The following is a 17,506-nucleotide window of genomic DNA, read 5'->3' as shown; positions in this document are numbered from 1 at the left end:
TAGACAATAGGAACACTCATGCGAATTTGTATCTTTTCGGGCTCAAGCGCCGGGCGATTGCCCTTATATCCGGAAGCCGCTACCCGGTTAGGTAATGCCCTCGCCAAATCCGGTATTGGTTTGGTGTATGGCGGTGCTTCGGTAGGTCTGATGGGTGCAGTCGCGGATGCTGCGCTGGCCAGTGGTGGAGAAGTCATTGGCGTCTTGCCTGATTTTTTAGCGCAGAAAGAAATCGCTCATACCGGTTTGAGCGATCTTCGTATTGTTAACTCAATGCACGAGCGCAAAGCCCTTATGGCTGAGTTGTCTGACGGGTTTGTCGCTTTGCCTGGCGGTCTGGGTACCTTGGAAGAGTTGTTTGAGGTTTGGACATGGGCGCAGCTCGGCCAACATAATAAGCCCTGCGCTTTGCTCAATATTAACGGCTTCTACGATGGTCTTAGTTTATTTCTTGATCACATCGTGGACGAAGCTTTTCTCAAGCCGGAGCACCGAGAAATGTTAATAGTCGAACAGGGCATTGATGATTTGCTAAAAGCTATGCTCAGTTACACGCCACCAAAAGTCACCAAATGGATCAAACGGGAGGAAACCTGATGTCTGAACCTCGGCTGGGTTGTGGGGCAGCGATAATCCGCGATGGTTATATTCTTTTAATCCAGCGTGTAAAGGAACCTGAAGCCGGCCATTGGGGCTTTCCCGGAGGAAAGGTGGATTTTCTCGAAACAGTCGAGCACGCGGTCACGAGAGAAATTGCTGAGGAAGTGGGGATTCATGTTCGCGAAATGACGCTGCTTTGTGTGGTGGATCAGATTGATCCTGACAAAAAAATTCACTGGGTCGCACCCGTTTACAAAGTGTCAAAATTCGACGGAGAACCCCACTTGATCGAGCCCGATAAACACCTGGGTTTGGGATGGTTTTCTCTGGAAACGTTACCCGAACTCCTTACCGTCGCCACTCGCACAGCGTTACCGCTGTTGCGCAATGAATTGGCCTGATCACTTCTTACCTGGTCAATCGCCCGACTACTTTTCTAACCCACGGCGCGACAACCGCTACCGTCGGAAAAGCTATTGGCCATGTGGTCAAGCAGCTTTTGATCCATTGTGTGGTGAAGTCGGCGTGCGGGCCTTGTGAAGTTAGCAGCACGAATGCTGATACGATGCAGACCATAATGGCGGATAGCAATGCGCTGAATAAGAGCGGGGCAAAGCGAGCGGGAATGTACATGTTGGTTTCCTTTCGTCAGTTTTTTTGACTCGTTTTTACATTGAGCAAAAGAGTTGCACCGCTTTGCCGGAGGCGTATAAGCCAACACCAAACACGGTGTGGGTTATAAGGCTTTGCAGTCGCGCGGCGTTCGGGTTTTTGGTTTTGGACGCCGCAACGCCAGCGCCCATGCCGGGTTGCATTATCAAAAAAGGTGCGGCGACGGTAGCTATTCCAACCAGTAGCGCTGGTACTATTGTCGGGTTTTGAATCCAGCCGTTTCCCCAAACCGCAATCAATATCGCCGCGAAAGAAATCCCTGTCAGGTAGTGGGCGATCCACCCGATAACTTCTTCTCCGCTTACTTGAGCCGATGCCGCAATCGCGTTGTGACGGAACTGCCCGTGTGACATGTGTGCTATCCAGCGGCCTACCATTCCATAATTGGGCGTCGGTATACCGAACAACAATTTGCGCAACACACCCCACGCATCCATTACCCCTGTGGCACCGATACCGATTAACAAGGTAAACAGCAGGCTGTTCATAACTTTCTCCCGAGCTTGTTTTGATGTTGAACGGGTGCTAGCTTGCAACTTCAAGTCGACTTTAGGTCAAGGGGTTTTTATGGATATCGCCGAGGTTGCAAGGCAGTCGGGTGTGCCGGCTTCTACGTTGCGTTTCTATGAAGAGAAAGGATTGATCAGTTCAATTGGCCGACAGGGGTTACGTCGGGTTTTCAGCTCGAACATATTGGAGCGTCTGGCGTTGATTGCTCTGGGTCGCTCGGCGGGGTTTTCGCTGGATGAAATTGCGCGCATGATCGGCGCGAAAGGAAACCCGACTATTGACAGGGATTTGCTGACTAACAAGGCCAATGAACTGGATAAAACGATTCAAAAATTAACCGCCATGCGCGACGATCTTAGGTATGCCGCCGTCTGCTTCGCTCCTAGCTATGTGGAGCGCCCAAAATTCCGGTGCCTGCGCAAGGAGTAATTGGGGGATAGTCAAGATAAGTTGTTAAAAACGCAGTTGAAAATTTTAATAATAGTTGAATTTTAAAAAAATTTATAAATTAAATTTACCTGCCAGTTTGAGTTTCACAGCACAGCTCGGATGGGGATCATTATTTTGAAGCATAATTTTGGATGCTCTGAATAACTTTCATGGCATAATTGCTGCCCTCTTCGAGAATTCCCCTATCCAATTCGGGCGTTTTAAGTGTGGAGGGTGTTGAGATTTCTTTATTTAATGCGCGCTCAAAATTTTCATAATCATTTTTATAATAAACTATAGATTCATCAAGTTTTTCAGGGGTGAAGCGAATTAGATCGGAGTTGTTCATTAATAATTGATTGAGTAATTCTCTGGAATCAAGTATCGAAAGATTTGAATTTACAAGTGCGTTTTGGAGTTGGCTGTTGTATCGTTGCGCTGCGACGCCTAATCGAATGTTTTCGTTAGCAATGCTGCCTACCTGGCTATTTCCAAGGAATTTTTTCGAATCATTTAGCGCTGCGGTTTGTTTCTGATTTTGATATTGAACACCTTTATCTAAAATTTCGCTTAAGCGGGATTTTATTTCTTCTGGTGCATTTAAAAAGTTGATGGCTTTCCGGGCTTTTTCGGTAGCATAATTAAAATGTAATACATCATCAAATGAAAGCATAATGTTTTCTGAGTAAATTAGCGCATTTTTCACTGATCCGAAAAGATTGGCTCGATCCTGATTGCCAATAACATCTACCATGCTTTTTTCCAATGCATCAATCTCGTCTTTTAGCGCTTGGTTGTATCCCCCAAATTGCACAGGAACAAAACCAGTCTTTCCATCAAGTCGAAAAACACTGACACCAGACGGGCGCAAAGCGATTTCGTTAAATTCATTAATGACCAACCCTGTATCTAATAAGCGTCTCTCAGATTCTTCAGGTCGGGTCGCTCCAGAAAACGCGACTGGCCCATTTAGAGTTCTGGCCTCCTTATTTGTTATGAAGTAGTCAACTGCTTTTTTCTGCAGAGGATCTTCACTTCGCATCAGATAGTTGAGAGCACTATCCAACTCGGCACGTCCAAGGCCCATTAGATATTTGTCCATCTCGAATAAATATTGTGCTTCTGCACTGATGTGAATATCTTGACCGATAGTCAACGATGGAAGAGTGGTTGTGGATAATAGCTTCTCTGTTGTTGGGTTTTTGCTTTTAAGTAGGGAAGCGCTATTGGATGTTGGAGTTGTTTGAGTATCAATCACGTGTCGCTCCTTGCTCGTATAATTGAAATGTGGGGTTTAATATCCCTATCGGCCAATCTTCGGAATAACTTTAGAGAAATTCTTACTGGGGCAGCAATGGCATTAAAAATACCATTGCTGCCGGCTTGGGCTAACTGGACTTCCCAGACTCTAGTGGACACGCCTAAGCTACACAATGGACTTCCCAGACTCTAGTGGACACGCCTAAGCTACACAACGAGCATAGGAGGAAGTCATATGAGTAATCAACGGTATACCCCGGAATTTAAAGACGAAGCAGTTAAGCAGGTCACCGAACGTGGATATTCCATTGCCGAGGTGGCCCAGCGCCTTGGCGTTTCTACACACAGCCTTTACAAATGGGTCAACGCGGCAGCACCCGATAAATCGGATGTTCAGGAGCGGGAGTTACTGGAGGCAAAACGTGAAATTCTTAAACTCAAATCACAATTGCAACGTACGGAAGAAGAGCGCGATATATTAAAAAAGGCCGCGCGGTACTTTGCCAGCCAGCCCGAGTGAAGTACCAATATATCAACGATCATCAGCACTGCTTTAGCATTCAACTGATGTGTCGGTTGTTTGGAGTAGCACGCAGTGGTTTTTATCAATGGCTCCATAAATCCTCATCCCATCGATCCCTGGAGGATGCTCGATTACTGGTGTTGATTCGTGACTCCTATAACGCAAGTCACGGTATTTATGGCTCACCACGCATTTGTCTCGATTTACGTGAAATCGGTGAGCGTTGTAGTAAGCACCGCGTGGCGAGAATCATGAAAACCCATCAAATCAAGGCTATTCGCGGCTATAAGGCTCCCGGGAAAATTGTTGGGCGTCCATCATTGGTCAGTTCAAATCAGCTCAACCGGGAATTTACAGTCGAACAGCCGGATCATTATTGGGTGACGGATATTACCTATATCAGAACCTGGCAAGGCTGGTTGTATTTGGCGGTTGTAGTGGATCTGTTTTCACGCAAGGTGGTGGGCTGGTCAATGAAGCCTTCGTTGGCCAAAGAGATTGTGCTGGATGCGTTGCTGATGGCTGTTTGGCGCCGCCGTCCTAAACAACGGGTGTTGATACACTCTGACCAAGGCTCACAGTATGGCAGTGATGAGTGGTTGCGCTTTTGCAAGCACCACAATCTTGAGCCCAGTATGAGTCGGCGTGGAAATTGTTGGGATAATGCCGTTGCCGAATCATTTTTTAGCAGCCTGAAAAAGGAACGCATCAAGAAAAGGATTTATAAAACCCGTGAAATGGCGCGGGCAGACGTGTTTGATTATATCGAGATGTTCTACAATCAAACGCGTCGCCATAGTCATCTCGGTGGCGTCAGTCCGGAGGCGTTTGAACGCGCCTCAAAATGAGCTTTGGATTTGTCTATGAAAGGCTGGGAAGTCCATTGGGTTTATATCTTCAGCTGAAGGGTGTTCAAAATGTCGTAAAATGCGTAGGGAAGCGTTGTTTGCCGAATGAATCTGCTACTCAAATTCATACTTGGCTACTGATAGATGGCAAGATGATTGTAGACATCACTCCTGATCAATTTCGAGATTGCGATAGTGAGATTATAGTCGGGGAGGTTAGCGTGTTCCACAGTACATTCCCGGATATTGTCTGGAGAGATGTATCAGTGGGGAATTTAAAACGTCCTGGAAGGATACATTATGACAATTTTTATCGGGCTGTAATTGCGAGTCTTGAGGTCGGCTAGTGGTTCAGATTAATCTCATCTTAGGTTAAGCCATTTGTAGGCTGCAGATTTTTAGTGCTCAGCGTAAGAGATGCTCCAAATACCTTCGAACTAATCATCATATGAGCAATTAAAACATATATGAAGCAGATAGCTACGATTATCGGACTTTGGGTTGAAGGCCTTCTTTCGTACGATGAAGTGATAGCTTGGGCAGATGACAGAATTTTAGTCAGCAAGTGTCCGGAAAATGAGCTAATTGAGCTTTCCTTAAAAGGGCCAGAGTTGTGTTCAAAAAAGCCATCCTATGAATTTCCTGCGCCAAGAATTTTCACGTTTCTTGAGCGATTCGCTCTACGAGCGGTATGGGTCGATATTGAATCCTGCAGTGATATGAACAGATTCATGGAGTGGTTAATCCGGGCATGCATAGGTGAAAACTTTGAACTCCCGGAGGTGGCTCTTGGTTATCATGTTGATCACTATGCGTGGGACTGCGACGATAAACCAATGGCTATCCAGCATTTAAAAAATGAGATGGAGAAACTATTACCGAAATGTTATCTATTTGTGAGTCAACTGGAGTCGGAATGTTTACCGACCCAGTCTAAAATATGTTTTTTGCCGCTAACGCAGTCTCGCTGTGCCGATTCTTGATGCGTTGCTTTCTTAATGTTGTTTGGTGCGCTCACGATAAAACATAGTTTTTGAGTTTTACGTAGTCATCCTTCCAACTATTTTTCTAACCCACGGCGCGACAACCGCTACCGTCGGAAAAGCTATTGGCCATGTGGTCAAGCAGCTTTTGATCCATTGTGTGGTGAAGTCGGCGTGCGGGCCTTGTGAAGTTAGCAGCACGAATGCTGATACGATGCAGACCATAATGGCGGATAGCAATGCGCTGAATAAGAGCGGGGCAAAGCGAGCGGGAATGTACATGTTGGTTTCCTTTCGTCAGTTTTTTTGACTCGTTTTTACATTGAGCAAAAGAGTTGCACCGCTTTGCCGGAGGCGTATAAGCCAACACCAAACACGGTGTGGGTTATAAGGCTTTGCAGTCGCGCGGCGTTCGGGTTTTTGGTTTTGGACGCCGCAACGCCAGCGCCCATGCCGGGTTGCATTATCAAAAAAGGTGCGGCGACGGTAGCTATTCCAACCAGTAGCGCTGGTACTATTGTCGGGTTTTGAATCCAGCCGTTTCCCCAAACCGCAATCAATATCGCCGCGAAAGAAATCCCTGTCAGGTAGTGGGCGATCCACCCGATAACTTCTTCTCCGCTTACTCGAGCCGACGCCGCAATCGCGTTGTGACGGAACTGCCCGTGTGTCATGTGTGCCAACCAGCGGCCTACCATTCCATAGTTTGGCGTCGGTATGCCGAACAACAATTTGCGCAACACACCCCACGCATCCATTACCCCTGTGGCACCGATACCGATTAACAAGGTAAACAGCAGGCTGTTCATAACTTTCTCCCGAGCTTGTTTTGATGTTGAACGGGTGCTAGCTTGCAACTTCAAGTCGACTTTAGGTCAAGGGGTTTTTATGGATATCGCCGAGGTTGCAAGGCAGTCGGGTGTGCCGGCTTCTACGTTGCGTTTCTATGAAGAGAAAGGATTGATCCGTTCAATTGGCAGGCAGGGGTTACGTCGGGTTTTCAGCCCGAACATATTGGAGCGTCTGGCGTTGATTGCTCTGGGTCGCTCGGCGGGGTTTTCGCTGGATGAAATTGCGCGCATGATCGGCGCGAAAGGAAACCCGACTATTGACAGGGATTTGTTGATCAACAAGGCCGATGAATTGGATAAAACCATTCAAAAATTAACCGCCATGCGCGACGGCCTTCGGCATGCCGCCGTTTGCCCAGCCCCCAGCCATATGGAGTGCCCAAAATTCCGCCGCCTGCTCGGGTTGGCGGCGCAAGGAGCCATTGGCGGTGCAGACGCTGGCAAACCGCCGCGCAAACGAGGCTCCGGAAAAGCTTAACCTTGGCCATTATCCGCTTTCTCTTGAACACAATTTCTAAAACGCAGGTTTTCTTAATCGTGATGGGTTTGTTAGGGTTGCAAAAGCCGTTTTATCCATATTCCGTTTTTAAGTTCAAAAAACTTCCTCAGGTGCAGCCGGCTTTTCTGGAAGGTAAGAAATTCGATGGATAAAGGTTTGACGCAGTAGCCGCCCCAGTTTTCGGGTTTTGGAATTTGCTGGCCTATGAATTGCTCTGTGGCTTTATTAAGACGTTCTGTCAGTTCTATTTCGCTTTGCAAAGGCTGGCTTTGCTGGAAGGCTGTGGTGGTGAGCCTTGCGCTGCGGTTTCGTGTTTCCCAAAAAGCATTGGCATCTGCTTGCTCAATAGCTTCGGCCAGACCCACTACCCGCACCTGATAACCTACATGATCCCACCAGATGGTGATCGCGGTATTAGGGTTCTGTTTTATCTGGTGGCCTTTTGCCGAGTCGAAAGCGGTACAGAAGATAAACCCTCTTTCATCTACCTGCTTTAAATCCACAAACCTGCCCGCCGGAAAACCTCTTTCGTCAATGGTCGAAACGCAGACTGCACTTTTTTGATCCAGCGGGCTGTTGCTTAAGGCTTCTTGCCACCAGCTTGCAAATTTTTGTATCGGGTTTTCCATAGCTAAATCCTTCTGACAGGTTTAATTGAAAATTCTTAACCGCCCATCGCCGAGCAAATTTCCACCACAGTGCCGTCCGGGCAGCGAACGTAGGAAACAACTTGCCCCCAGGGTTTTGTTTCGGGGGCTTTAATTTCTTTTGCGCCCGTGTTGAGTGCTTTGACATGTGCAGCGGTTACATCCAGCGCTATAAAAGCAATTTCAAACCCGAGCGGCTTTTTTGATGCATCTGTTGCGATAAATCCATCCGGAAAATTTGCGTTCCCCAATTCGTGAGAGGCAAATGCCAGTGTAGTTTCACCGGTATTCAGTTCGCCATAATCGCCGGACTCGTGCAAAAAACGACGCGTCAAGCCAAAGGCATTTTCAAAAAAAGATAATGATTCGCCGACATTGGCAACGTAAATAATGGTGTAGCCCAGTTTCATTGTTATTCCTGCAATAAAAGGCCGCTTCGTACCGGGGAGCGACCTGTTTAAAAAATATCACCGGCTGACTTACGCCGGCACCGCAACCCGTTCCTGCCGCGCATTTTCAACCTGATGATTCAGTTGCTGCAAATTTTCGGTGGTCATTGCCCAATCCAGGCAAGGGTCGGTCATGGATTGGCCGTAGGTGCCCGCTTCGGCGGTTAAGGTTTGCTGGCCGCTGACTAAAAAACTTTCCAGCATTACGCCGAGAATCGGGCTGCCTTGTTGCAGTTGCTTTCCTACGTCTGCCAGAACGTTCGCCTGTCGCTCGGCGACTTTGCCACAGTTGGCGTGACTGGCATCCACCATTACTCTCGGATTCAAGCCGGCTGTTTGCAAGGCGCGGCTTGCGGCGAGTACGGCATCGCGGTGGTAATTGGGGCCGTCGGAGCCGCCGCGTAATACCAGATGCCCGGAACGATTGCCTGCCACTTGCAATTGCACCAGGCGGCCTTCGTTGTTGATGCGCGTAATGTACTGCGGTTGGCTGGCGGCTTTGATGGCATTGACAGCAATATCCACACTGCCATCGGTACCGTTTTTAAAACCGATGCTACCGGGCAGGGCGCTGGCCATCTCGCGATGGGTTTGCGACTCGGTGGTGCGCGCACCCAGCGCGTACCAGCTGACGAGGTCATCAAAGTAGGGCGCAAGTTCCGGGTTTAGCGCTTCGGTGGCGATGGGCAAGCCGAGTTGTGCAACGGCTTGCATCAGCTCGCGGGACACTTGCAGTCCTTTGTCAAGTTGCTGGCTGTTGTCCCGATCCGGGTCGTACACCAGGCCTTTCCAGCCGAGGCTGGTGCGAGGCTTTTCAATGTAAACCCGCATTACCAGCAGCAGGTGGGGCAGTTGTTGTTGCAAGGTTTTAAGGCGTTTGGCGTAGTCGAGTGTGGCGAGCGGGTCGTGTACCGAGCAGGGCCCAACCACCACCAGCAGGCGGGAATCCTTGCCACTCACAATGCCATCAATGTCGCGGCGTTGTTGGTCAATATGTTGTTGTAGTGGTGCGGCCAGCGGCAGCTTGCGGCGCAGCTCTGCAGGGCTATCCAGCAATCGTTGGTTGGTTGCCAGCAGCGGTTGGTCAGAGCATTCAGTAACACTGTTCATTAAGGTAATCCCCATAAAAAAACCCGGTGTTGGCTGCACCGGGTTTTTTTCATGCCAGGGCAGCCAGGTGGCGCCCGAAAAGCAAATATCAGACGCGCAAAACTCTGCTAAACCAATAGCCATAAAAATACACACCGGCGTTTGCCGGTAAGTGTTCTTGTGACAGGTGGTTAGGGAGCTTCATGCGTTCTGGCCTTTCTTGAGGCAATAAATGGATAGTCGCGCCAAGCATAAACACATCGGGCGGGGCTCTGCAAGCATTATCCTTCGGTGGGGGGTTCTATCTTTCTTCGTAATTAAAATATAAAATGAGAATCATTTGTATTAATGCTTCTTTTTGGAGGTTCTATGTCGTCGGCAAATCAGACGGCGTGTATTGGCAGTTGGTACCGCGACCATCATTCCTGGCTGTATGGCTGGCTGTGCCGAAAAATGCACAACAACAGCGATGCTGCTGATCTGGCGCAGGACACTTTCGTGCGGGTATTGACCGCCACCAATACCACTGCCGTGCGCGAACCCCGCGCGCTTTTGCTGACCATTGCCCGCCGGGCATTGATTGACCTGTGGCGCCGCCGCGAGATTGAACAAGCCTGGCTGGATTATCAGGAAAGCCTGCCCGAAGCCCTGGCACCCTCTGCCGAAGAGTTAAGCACTTTGTTGGAGGCGCTGGAGCAGGTATCAAAACTATTAAGCGGCCTGCCTGCTGAAGTGAGGCGGGCATTTTTGCTTAATCGTCTGGATGGCAAAACCCACCGTGCCATTGCCGAAGAGATGCATATTTCCATCGCCACCGTAGAGCGCTACATCAAGCGCGCCTTTATCCACTGTTGCTTGCAACAGGAAGTGATGCAGCCCTTATGAACCCGGTATCTACCGACGAAAGTGGGCTTTCCATATTGGATAGCCGCATGGAAACTGCCATTGATTGGATGGTTCTGCTGACATCCGGCCATGCCGATGACACCCAAAAAGCAGATTTTGAAGTTTGGCTATCGAGCGATGCCTGTAATGCAGAAGCCTGGCGGCGTATTGAAAAGTTGCTCGCCCGCCCGGTAGAGCAACTGCGGCAAGTCAGTAACCGTGTGCCGGTGAATACCGCCTTCGTGCAACAAATAACGTCTGTTCAGCCAGCAGTCACCCGTCGGAAATTATTGCGCGGCAGTGTTGCGTTAACTGCGATGGTGTCTGCCGGTGTTTTGTGGCAAGCCTCCGGGGAGCAAGCTGACTATCGCACCGATACCGGTGAGCGGCAGCGGCGTCGCCTGGCGGATGGTAGCTGGCTGGATATGAATGCCTGCACCAGCCTGCAAGATCTTTCTGACACCCGCAGCCGATGTTTGCGTTTATTGCAAGGGCAAATGCTGATTGAAGTCGCACAGCAACCCACACCTTTTTTAATTAAAACCGACCACAGTGTGGTTGAGGCCAATGGCCGGGTGATGGTGTGGCAAGACTCTCATCGCAGCCTGGTAGCGGCTTTATCCACAGATATTCGTGTGGTGCACGGGCGGCGAGGGGAGCGGATATTGCACCCTGGCGAAGCGGTGTGGATAGAAAAATCCGGTTTGCGTACGCATCAGGGCAGCTCTCCTTTTGCCAACACCGCCTGGGTGGATGGCGTGCTTGAAGTGAGTGACGCCTCGCTTGGCGATGTGATTACTTTGCTTAAATCCTATTTGCCCGGTTACGTTCGGGTGTCACCGGCGGCGGCAGAGTTACGGGTGTTCGGCGTTTTTCAATTGGATCAACCGGCATTGCTCACCACACTGGCAGACGTGTTGCCTATTCGCGTTGCGCGGTTGGGTTCATGGGTGGCCAATGTTGACCTCGCCAACACCTAAAAAAAATTATCAGGATTTTGTGAGGGGTTTTGGTGGTGCTGTTCGACATTGACGTTGACACACACATACCAAAAAAAGAGGAGCTTTTCATGAAATCCATTTCCTTGCGCCCGGCATTGCTGGCCGCCGCAGTTTCTCTGGTCGTTGCCAGTCAACCGGTAATGGCACAAAGCACTGCACCGGCAGCATCCGCTGCAGTTTCTGCTGTGCATTCTTTCAATGTTCCGGCAGGTTCGCTGGAAAATTCTCTCAGCCAAATCGCTCGCCAAAGTGGCGTAACCATCGCGGCTGATTCTTCACTGGTGCGCGGCAAACAAGCCGGTGCTATTAGCGGTAATTTTTCTGCAGCTGAAGCCGCATCGCGTGCGTTAAGCGGCACCGGCCTTACCTTGTCTACCACCTCCAGTGGTGCGCTGAGCGTACAGCCGGCAACAGGTGCTGTGATTTTGCCTGCGGTAAATATTAGCGCAGCAACGGTAGCAGAAACCACTGAAGGTTCAGGTTCTTACGGTGTAGGTGCCAGCGGTGGCGCAACACGTTTGGCGATGAGTGTACGTGACACACCTCAGTCTGTCAGTGTGGTAACACGTCAGCGTCTGGATGACATGGGTACCAAAAACATTAACGATGTGATGTCGCAGATTACTGGCGTTTATGTCACTGAAAACGATACCGAGCGCACCAGCTTTGTTTCCCGTGGTTACGCTATTGATAACTATCGTGTTGATGGAATGAGTTCATCCCGGGGTGATGGCTATGTTTCCATGAACTACGACATGGCTATTTATGACAACCTGACCGTATTGCGCGGTGCATCAGGAATGTTATCTGGCACTGGTGATCCGGGCGGTGCTGTTTCTTTGAAGCGCAAGCGCCCAGGAAAAGAGTTGTCAGGTTATGTCAGCGCAACGGCTGGCCGTTGGGATTATGGTCGTATTGAAGTCGATGTAGGATCGCCTATTGCTTTCGATGGGAAACTACGTGGACGTACTGTGTTGGTTCGTCAAAAAAGCGAATCTTTCCGTGATTATTATAAAACCGACAAAGATGTTGTTTACGGTATTCTTGAAGCCGATCTTACAGACTCTACCTTATTTACTTTGGGATATGACTATCAGAAGCCGGACACGTCCGGGGTAACATGGGGAACAGTCCTTTATTACACTGCTGACGGTGACTTGGCGAATTTGCCGCGTAGTACCAGCTTTACAACACCCTGGAGTCGCTGGCCTATTCAGCAGGAACAGTGGTTTGCCCAGTTGGATCAAAAGCTGGGTGATAAATGGAATGTAAAACTTGCCTACACAGATACTGAACTCTCCGGGGACGGGAAAGTATTTTATGGCGGTGGTGGATTCCTTAAAGGCGATGGTACCGGTTTGAGTGCCTGGACTATGCACTCTATTGTTGATTCGCAAACAGACGTGTTCGAAATAGCCGTTGATGGTAGTTTCGAACTTTTTAACCGTGAACATACATTGGTGTTCGGTTATGAGCAAATGGAAACCAATCGTTATTCTCCACAAATTCTGACAGACGATTTATCGGCTGAATATTATACGATTGAAGACTGGCGTAATTGGACAGGCAATCGTGAGCCATTTAATTCAGAAGAAGGGGATTTTAATGTCAGTGATTTCCTGCAAAAAAATAGTGGTGCATATGTAACAGCGCGATTCAGTGTTCTCGATCCATTAACTGTGATTGTTGGAGCGCGACTTACTAATTGGGAAACTCGTACCCGTAATTACGAACAGGATACTGGTGCATTTAGGAATTCCACCGGTTATAAAGTCGAAGATGAGTTAACACCTTATGTTGGTGTCGTGTATGACCTTAACAGTGTTTTTTCTGTTTATGCCAGCTATGCGGATTTGTTCCAGCCACAAAATCGCCGTGATGTAAATAATGAAATTCTTGACCCTATTGTGGGGGACAATCTGGAGGTTGGTGTTAAGGCTGAGCTCTTTGATGGAAAGTTAACGGCTTCTGCTGCCTGGTTTGAAGGTGAGAAAAGTAATCTGGCAGAAATTGATGATACGTTGGATTTATTGGCGGGAAGTTTTGATTCAGCCAACCCGCCTCCAGGATTCTCCTCAACCGGTCGCTTTATGTTGCCGGGAGGAGATACACCTTATAAAAGTACTGGCAAAGGCACGCAGGTAAGTGGTTATGAATTGGATATTCAGGGGCAGATTACGGATAACTGGAATTTCTCCGCTGGCTACAGTAATACCTTGGTAGAGAATGCCGCTGGTGTACGCTTGCAAACCAACCGTCCACGCGAACTGGTTCGCTTGTTTACCACTTACCGTTTGCCGGATAATCTCAACAAGATCACCATTGGTGGTGGTGTCACCTGGCAGGGCGGTTTGTTTACCAATTTCAACAAACCAACCGGAAGTTTTAATGCCAATGGTAACCCTGTCACGTCACCTACGCGTGTTGATCAGGGCTCTTTTGCATTGATCAATTTAATGGCACGTTACCAGGTTACGGATAACTTCTCGGCGGCGTTGAATATCAATAACCTTACCGACAAGCACTACTACCGTAATATCGGTTTCTACCAGGGCGTACACTGGGGTGAGCCGAGAAATATTCAGCTGACAGCAAAATACAGCTTCTGATCGTCCGATTTTTTCAGAAGTTTGTAATGGAATGCTGAGTAGCAGCACCTGATGCGGATGGCGTCAGGTGCTGTTTTATTAGTATCCATCCCGTTTTTTCGTTACGGAATTTATTCTTAATAAGGAGCTAAACCATGTTTTTGAAAAATATGCCGCGTGTTTTATGTGCCGCCCTCGCATTGAGTTCGGCCGCTACGTTTGCTGAAGAAATTTTCCGCGTTGATATTTTGCACGTTGTGAATGGTGTAGAAAAACCGATGAGCCTGTTTGTTGCAGAAGGAACAGAAGGGATTATCTCCCTGCAGTCTACCGAGGATGCATACAGTTTTGATGCGGCGGTGCAAATTGATGCGGAGGCCGCCGAAGGGTTTTATTCGATCAATACGTCAATCACCTCTACCAACAATGAGGGAATTCCCTCTCATCATGAGAGAAAGAGCCGGCTTGCCATTGCTGAAACGCCAGTCAATGTGACTAACTTTAATGTCAGGACAACCCGCAGTGAAGAGCTGCTGACCGTTATGGTCGCCAAAGTAGACGCTTCCGCCATACCTTCGCACGTAGAGCCTCGTTGATTTCAAACGCCCCGGGCGCTTTTTGCTAAAACACGGGCAATCCATGTAAAGATTGCCCGGCCCTCTTGCCAGCGCCAAATGATAAAACTATAATCATTCTCATTTGCATTGACTGATTGGCAACGGCTGTGACGCTTCCTTTTCGTACCTCATTCTGCTCGGCGTTTGAAATCGATTGTGAAATCGTAAAGCGCCAACTCTCCCTGCGCTTGTTAAACCAGGAACTGGATCAGTTGCTGGTAACCATGGTGGAAGCCGTGCGTCCTGGCCAGTTGGATCGCATTCTCGAATTGAAGGCGCATCTGGTGGATGAGGGTTACCGGATATGTCTGTTGCAAATGATGAGACCCTAACCAGACAGGTAAACCCGACCATGGATCAAAGCCAACTCGAACGCCTGAACCGCGAATTTGCCGATAAATCGCCACGGGATGTAATTACCTGGGCGTTGGCCCAACCGCAAAAAACGGTGGTAACAACCCACTTTGGCCCGCATGAAGCGGTGATTTTGCACTCCATTAACGATGTACAACGTGGTGTGCCGGTCATTTGTGTTGATCATGGTTACAACACCAATCAAACCTACCGTCAGGCGCAAGAGCTTACGTTGCGTTTGGGTTTACAGGTGCATTACTACACCCCGCGGGTCACTCGCAGCCGGCGCAATATTGTGTATGGCGGTATTCCCGCGTTGGAAGACGAAACTGCTCATCGCGTTTTTACCGAAGAGGTAAAACTTGAGCCTTTCGCGCGCGCCATGACAGAGCAGCAACCCGGTATCTGGATTACCGGTTTACGCAAGGAACAAACTGACCATCGCGCCTCGCTGGATATTTTCAGTTGGGACAAGAAATTTAATTGTCTCAAGTTGTCGCCCTGGTTTTTCTGGACGGAAAGTCAAATGACGGAATATGCCAACAAGCACCAGTTACCTTTTAACGACGATTACTTTGACCCGACCAAAGTGCTGGCCAACCGCGAATGCGGTTTGCACGTATGAACGGGTTGTGGTGATGCGTTTTCAATTGTCGTACCGGTAATTCCTGTGATTCTTACTGGATGTTCTGTTTTATGACTGTTGCCGAATCCGTTACACATGAACAAATTCATGTGCTGTATAACGATCACCACAACTGGTTGCAGGGGTGGTTGCGCAAAAAACTTGGCTGCTCGGAAAATGCTGCCGACCTTACACAAGATACCTTTGTGCGCATTATCAGTGCCTCATCGCGGTGTGATAATGCACTGGCTATTCGCGAACCGCGCAGTTATCTGGCCACCATTGCCCGTCGCGTAATGGTGGATTATTTCCGCCGGCAACGGCTGGAGCGTGCCTGGGAAGAAGCTCTGGCAACCCTGCCGGAAGCGGAAGATATTTCTCCGGAAATGCGTTTGCTGGTTATTGAAACCCTGTATGAAATTGACCTTATGCTGGACGGCCTTGGCCATAATGTCCGGCAGGCTTTTTTAATGTCGCAACTGGAAGGGCTGTCTTACGCGGTGATTGCAGAGCAGTTATCGGTTTCTGTCAGCTCGGTAAAAAAGTATATGGCGCGTGCCACCGAGCAGTGCCTGTTGTTTGCTTTGGATAATAGCGACTCTTGAAAAGAATTTTGTTGAAAGAAGCCGCGCAATGGTACGCCGAGTTTTGTTCGGACGATATTTGCCGCAACGATCTTGAAGCCTGGCAGCAGTGGGTAAGCCAGAGCGAAGAACACGCCTGGGCGTGGCGGCAGGTTGAGCAATTGCAAGGTCGCTTGCAAGGTATGCCAGGTCGTGTCTCGGTAGCGGTATGGCAACAAAGCGAGAGTGAGCGGGTTTTGCAGCGGCGCCGTTTTTTAAAAGGTGCCGGGGTGTTGGCGATTTCCGGCGGGGCGTTAACAGCCGCCGGTTATTCTGCGCTCACAAGCCCGGCTTACCAACATACAACACGCACTGGCGAACGCCGCAGCCTCACCCTGGAGGACGGGTCGAACCTTGTGCTGAATACAGCTTCTGCTATCGATACTGTGTTTTCTGCTACCGAGCGTTTGATTGTGTTGGGCGAGGGCGAAATTCTCGTTACTACCGCACCGGATTCAGCTCCGTTGCACCGACCCCTTTCGGTGATGACCGCTCACGGCAAGGTTCGAGCACTGGGCACCCGGTTTATGGTGCGGGTGGGTAACAAGGAAACCCATGTCACGGTACTGGAGCATGACGTGGAAATTACACCGAAGAACGGCGGCCAGCGGCAGTTATTAACCGCTGGTGAAACAGCGTCATTTTCCAACACCAAATGCCTGCCCGCGCAGCCGCTGCAACCAGGAGCAGACGCCTGGTGCAATGGTATGTTAATTGTACATAACTGGCCCTTGTCGCAGGTGCTCGATGAATTATCCCGTTACAGTGTGCAGCGTTTGCGTGCCGACAGCGGCATTCGTCAACTGCGGTTATCCGGTGCTTTTCCGCTGGATAATATCGCCATGGCCTTACAAGCTATTGCCACCAGTGTGCCGGTAGATATTGAATATCGCTGGCAGTTATTAGGGCCGTTGGCGGAAACCCGGCTGGTGGTACGCAAGGCATAACCACCATTTCGGAAGCGCTTGCAGGCTGTTGGCGCTGTGGTAAAGTGGCCGCCGTTTCACCCCTTTCCTGATTCTGGCGGGTATTTTATGAAAACATTCAGCAAGTCATTGTTTTTGATTACGTTGCTGGCAGCCTTGCCGGCACTGGCCAGTTTTGAAGTCAGGTTGTCTCCGGACGGCCCGGCAGAATCGCGGTTTCATGAAAGCTATGAAACCCGTGAGCAAGCCAAAGAAAACCTCGCGGACATTTGTGCTCACTTTCCTTCTCACAAGGCGGTATTGGTAAATACCACGACCGAGGAAGAAGAGGTATTTTCCTGCGCTGAAATCAACGCCGGTAAAAAATCCGAAGCAGCCGGGCACGACCATTCTTCGAGCCACTCGCATCACCAGCATTAATATCCGCTCATAATACCGGTGCCTGATCGCCCGGCACCTGCTACCAAAGCAAGGATGCTTTGTTCAATTCGATGCTTCTTCCTTTCTATACCGTCTGCATTTTGCTG

23 protein-coding genes are annotated in these 17,506 nt (G+C 49.3%); 15 read left to right on the top strand and 8 right to left on the bottom strand.

From position 1 onward, the window contains the following. Nucleotides 1-18 precede the first annotated feature (18 nt). Nucleotides 19-597, top strand: a complete 579-nt coding sequence (locus C4F51_RS13230) for an LOG family protein (RefSeq protein WP_193910528.1) — start codon at nt 19-21, stop codon at nt 595-597. After that, nucleotides 573-1,001 carry an NUDIX hydrolase gene (locus tag C4F51_RS13225; protein ID WP_193910526.1) on the top strand — a complete coding sequence of 143 codons (429 nt, stop codon included), beginning with the start codon at nt 573-575 and terminating at the stop codon, nt 999-1,001. The genes C4F51_RS13230 and C4F51_RS13225 overlap by 25 nt, the downstream gene beginning before the upstream one ends. Nucleotides 1,002-1,008: 7 nt before the next feature. Here the strand turns inward: C4F51_RS13225 and C4F51_RS18415 are convergent, their stop codons facing one another. Together C4F51_RS18415 and C4F51_RS13215 are read right to left on the bottom strand one after the other, a co-directional pair. Further along, nucleotides 1,009-1,233 (bottom strand): DUF2798 domain-containing protein, encoded by a 225-nt coding sequence (locus C4F51_RS18415; protein WP_202987686.1) that lies wholly within the window; start codon nt 1,231-1,233, stop codon nt 1,009-1,011. Nucleotides 1,234-1,268: 35 nt separating this feature from the next. Continuing rightward, nucleotides 1,269-1,760, bottom strand: a complete 492-nt coding sequence (locus tag C4F51_RS13215) for a DUF2938 domain-containing protein (RefSeq protein WP_193910524.1) — start codon at nt 1,758-1,760, stop codon at nt 1,269-1,271. Between the two features lie 79 nt (nt 1,761-1,839). On the opposite strand from C4F51_RS13215, the gene C4F51_RS13210 reads away from it, so the two are divergent. Continuing rightward, nucleotides 1,840-2,211 (top strand): helix-turn-helix domain-containing protein, encoded by a 372-nt coding sequence (locus tag C4F51_RS13210; protein ID WP_193910522.1) that lies wholly within the window; start codon nt 1,840-1,842, stop codon nt 2,209-2,211. A gap of 130 nt (nt 2,212-2,341) precedes the next feature. Here the strand turns inward: C4F51_RS13210 and C4F51_RS13205 are convergent, their stop codons facing one another. Next, on the bottom strand, nt 2,342-3,469 hold the full coding sequence (locus C4F51_RS13205; RefSeq protein ID WP_193910520.1) for a hypothetical protein: 1,128 nt from the start codon (nt 3,467-3,469) through the stop codon (nt 2,342-2,344). 237 nt (nt 3,470-3,706) lie between these two features. Between C4F51_RS13205 and C4F51_RS13195 the strand changes: the two genes are divergently transcribed. After that, a protein-coding gene (locus C4F51_RS13195) for an IS3 family transposase (protein ID WP_202987589.1) occupies nt 3,707-4,842 on the top strand; the annotation gives its coding sequence in 2 pieces (ribosomal slippage) (nt 3,707-3,950 and nt 3,950-4,842; 1,137 coding nt in all). A gap of 467 nt (nt 4,843-5,309) precedes the next feature. Further along, on the top strand, nt 5,310-5,825 hold the full coding sequence (locus tag C4F51_RS13190; protein ID WP_193910518.1) for a hypothetical protein: 516 nt from the start codon (nt 5,310-5,312) through the stop codon (nt 5,823-5,825). A gap of 57 nt (nt 5,826-5,882) precedes the next feature. Here C4F51_RS13190 and C4F51_RS18410 read toward each other — a convergent pair whose 3' ends face one another. Both C4F51_RS18410 and C4F51_RS13180 read right to left on the bottom strand, forming a co-directional pair. Next, nucleotides 5,883-6,107 carry a DUF2798 domain-containing protein gene (locus tag C4F51_RS18410; RefSeq protein WP_202987685.1) on the bottom strand — a complete coding sequence of 75 codons (225 nt, stop codon included), beginning with the start codon at nt 6,105-6,107 and terminating at the stop codon, nt 5,883-5,885. Between the two features lie 35 nt (nt 6,108-6,142). Further along, complete coding sequence (locus C4F51_RS13180) at nt 6,143-6,634, bottom strand: DUF2938 domain-containing protein (protein WP_193910516.1); 492 nt, start codon at nt 6,632-6,634, stop codon at nt 6,143-6,145. 79 nt (nt 6,635-6,713) lie between these two features. On the opposite strand from C4F51_RS13180, the gene C4F51_RS13175 reads away from it, so the two are divergent. Beyond that, a complete protein-coding gene (locus C4F51_RS13175; RefSeq protein WP_193910514.1) occupies nt 6,714-7,154 on the top strand; it encodes a helix-turn-helix domain-containing protein in 441 nt (146 codons plus the stop codon). Nucleotides 7,155-7,225: 71 nt separating this feature from the next. On the opposite strand, the gene C4F51_RS13170 is transcribed toward C4F51_RS13175, so the two are convergent. The 3 genes from C4F51_RS13170 to C4F51_RS13160 form a co-directional block, all read right to left on the bottom strand. Continuing rightward, nucleotides 7,226-7,804, bottom strand: a complete 579-nt coding sequence (locus C4F51_RS13170) for a pyridoxine/pyridoxamine 5'-phosphate oxidase (RefSeq protein ID WP_193910512.1) — start codon at nt 7,802-7,804, stop codon at nt 7,226-7,228. 35 nt (nt 7,805-7,839) lie between these two features. After that, nucleotides 7,840-8,232 (bottom strand): VOC family protein, encoded by a 393-nt coding sequence (locus C4F51_RS13165; protein WP_193910510.1) that lies wholly within the window; start codon nt 8,230-8,232, stop codon nt 7,840-7,842. 69 nt (nt 8,233-8,301) lie between these two features. Continuing rightward, nucleotides 8,302-9,504: a 3-deoxy-7-phosphoheptulonate synthase gene (locus tag C4F51_RS13160; protein ID WP_235992333.1), complete on the bottom strand. Its 1,203-nt coding sequence runs from the start codon at nt 9,502-9,504 to the stop codon at nt 8,302-8,304. Nucleotides 9,505-9,729: 225 nt separating this feature from the next. On the opposite strand from C4F51_RS13160, the gene C4F51_RS13155 reads away from it, so the two are divergent. The 9 genes from C4F51_RS13155 (at nt 9,730) to C4F51_RS13115 (ending at nt 17,399) form a co-directional block, all read left to right on the top strand. Next, a complete protein-coding gene (locus C4F51_RS13155; protein ID WP_193910508.1) occupies nt 9,730-10,245 on the top strand; it encodes a sigma-70 family RNA polymerase sigma factor in 516 nt (171 codons plus the stop codon). Continuing rightward, complete coding sequence (locus C4F51_RS13150) at nt 10,242-11,225, top strand: FecR family protein (protein ID WP_193910506.1); 984 nt, start codon at nt 10,242-10,244, stop codon at nt 11,223-11,225. Before C4F51_RS13155 ends, C4F51_RS13150 begins: the two co-directional genes overlap by 4 nt. An 89-nt stretch (nt 11,226-11,314) precedes the next feature. After that, nucleotides 11,315-13,855: a TonB-dependent siderophore receptor gene (locus C4F51_RS13145; protein WP_193910504.1), complete on the top strand. Its 2,541-nt coding sequence runs from the start codon at nt 11,315-11,317 to the stop codon at nt 13,853-13,855. 134 nt (nt 13,856-13,989) lie between these two features. Then, the gene (locus C4F51_RS13140; RefSeq protein WP_193910502.1) at nt 13,990-14,430 is read left to right on the top strand and encodes a hypothetical protein; all 441 of its coding nucleotides are present in this window, start codon (nt 13,990-13,992) and stop codon (nt 14,428-14,430) included. A gap of 128 nt (nt 14,431-14,558) precedes the next feature. Then, entirely contained in the window at nt 14,559-14,783 is a 225-nt protein-coding gene (locus C4F51_RS13135; protein WP_193910500.1) for a hypothetical protein, read from the top strand. Between the two features lie 20 nt (nt 14,784-14,803). Next, on the top strand, nt 14,804-15,430 hold the full coding sequence (locus tag C4F51_RS13130) for a phosphoadenosine phosphosulfate reductase domain-containing protein (protein ID WP_193910498.1): 627 nt from the start codon (nt 14,804-14,806) through the stop codon (nt 15,428-15,430). A gap of 71 nt (nt 15,431-15,501) precedes the next feature. Then, the gene (locus tag C4F51_RS13125) at nt 15,502-16,035 is read left to right on the top strand and encodes a sigma-70 family RNA polymerase sigma factor (protein WP_193910496.1); all 534 of its coding nucleotides are present in this window, start codon (nt 15,502-15,504) and stop codon (nt 16,033-16,035) included. After that, on the top strand, nt 16,032-17,000 hold the full coding sequence (locus C4F51_RS13120; RefSeq protein ID WP_193910494.1) for a FecR domain-containing protein: 969 nt from the start codon (nt 16,032-16,034) through the stop codon (nt 16,998-17,000). The genes C4F51_RS13125 and C4F51_RS13120 overlap by 4 nt, the downstream gene beginning before the upstream one ends. Nucleotides 17,001-17,087: 87 nt before the next feature. Continuing rightward, complete coding sequence (locus tag C4F51_RS13115) at nt 17,088-17,399, top strand: hypothetical protein (protein WP_193910492.1); 312 nt, start codon at nt 17,088-17,090, stop codon at nt 17,397-17,399. Nucleotides 17,400-17,506: the final 107 nt, after the last annotated feature.

The sequence above is a fragment of the Cellvibrio polysaccharolyticus genome, assembly GCF_015182315.1.
Lineage (GTDB): Bacteria > Pseudomonadota > Gammaproteobacteria > Pseudomonadales > Cellvibrionaceae > Cellvibrio > Cellvibrio polysaccharolyticus.
Note: the sequence above shows the minus strand (reverse complement) of the source record. Positions and strands in the feature narration are given on the sequence as shown.

Bases quoted from the DNA above. Each gene is read 5' to 3' on its own strand.
- C4F51_RS13230 (WP_193910528.1), top strand. From the start codon at position 19: ATGCGAATTTGTATCTTTTCGGGCTCAAGCGCCGGGCGATTGCCCTTA.
- C4F51_RS13225 (WP_193910526.1), top strand. From the start codon at position 573: ATGGATCAAACGGGAGGAAACCTGATGTCTGAACCTCGGCTGGGTTGT.
- C4F51_RS18415 (WP_202987686.1), bottom strand. From the start codon at position 1,233: ATGTACATTCCCGCTCGCTTTGCCCCGCTCTTATTCAGCGCATTGCTA.
- C4F51_RS13215 (WP_193910524.1), bottom strand. From the start codon at position 1,760: ATGAACAGCCTGCTGTTTACCTTGTTAATCGGTATCGGTGCCACAGGG.
- C4F51_RS13210 (WP_193910522.1), top strand. From the start codon at position 1,840: ATGGATATCGCCGAGGTTGCAAGGCAGTCGGGTGTGCCGGCTTCTACG.
- C4F51_RS13190 (WP_193910518.1), top strand. From the start codon at position 5,310: ATGAAGCAGATAGCTACGATTATCGGACTTTGGGTTGAAGGCCTTCTT.
- C4F51_RS18410 (WP_202987685.1), bottom strand. From the start codon at position 6,107: ATGTACATTCCCGCTCGCTTTGCCCCGCTCTTATTCAGCGCATTGCTA.
- C4F51_RS13180 (WP_193910516.1), bottom strand. From the start codon at position 6,634: ATGAACAGCCTGCTGTTTACCTTGTTAATCGGTATCGGTGCCACAGGG.
- C4F51_RS13175 (WP_193910514.1), top strand. From the start codon at position 6,714: ATGGATATCGCCGAGGTTGCAAGGCAGTCGGGTGTGCCGGCTTCTACG.
- C4F51_RS13170 (WP_193910512.1), bottom strand. From the start codon at position 7,804: ATGGAAAACCCGATACAAAAATTTGCAAGCTGGTGGCAAGAAGCCTTA.
- C4F51_RS13165 (WP_193910510.1), bottom strand. From the start codon at position 8,232: ATGAAACTGGGCTACACCATTATTTACGTTGCCAATGTCGGCGAATCA.
- C4F51_RS13160 (WP_235992333.1), bottom strand. From the start codon at position 9,504: ATGGCTATTGGTTTAGCAGAGTTTTGCGCGTCTGATATTTGCTTTTCG.
- C4F51_RS13155 (WP_193910508.1), top strand. From the start codon at position 9,730: ATGTCGTCGGCAAATCAGACGGCGTGTATTGGCAGTTGGTACCGCGAC.
- C4F51_RS13150 (WP_193910506.1), top strand. From the start codon at position 10,242: ATGAACCCGGTATCTACCGACGAAAGTGGGCTTTCCATATTGGATAGC.
- C4F51_RS13145 (WP_193910504.1), top strand. From the start codon at position 11,315: ATGAAATCCATTTCCTTGCGCCCGGCATTGCTGGCCGCCGCAGTTTCT.
- C4F51_RS13140 (WP_193910502.1), top strand. From the start codon at position 13,990: ATGTTTTTGAAAAATATGCCGCGTGTTTTATGTGCCGCCCTCGCATTG.
- C4F51_RS13130 (WP_193910498.1), top strand. From the start codon at position 14,804: ATGGATCAAAGCCAACTCGAACGCCTGAACCGCGAATTTGCCGATAAA.
- C4F51_RS13125 (WP_193910496.1), top strand. From the start codon at position 15,502: ATGACTGTTGCCGAATCCGTTACACATGAACAAATTCATGTGCTGTAT.
- C4F51_RS13115 (WP_193910492.1), top strand. From the start codon at position 17,088: ATGAAAACATTCAGCAAGTCATTGTTTTTGATTACGTTGCTGGCAGCC.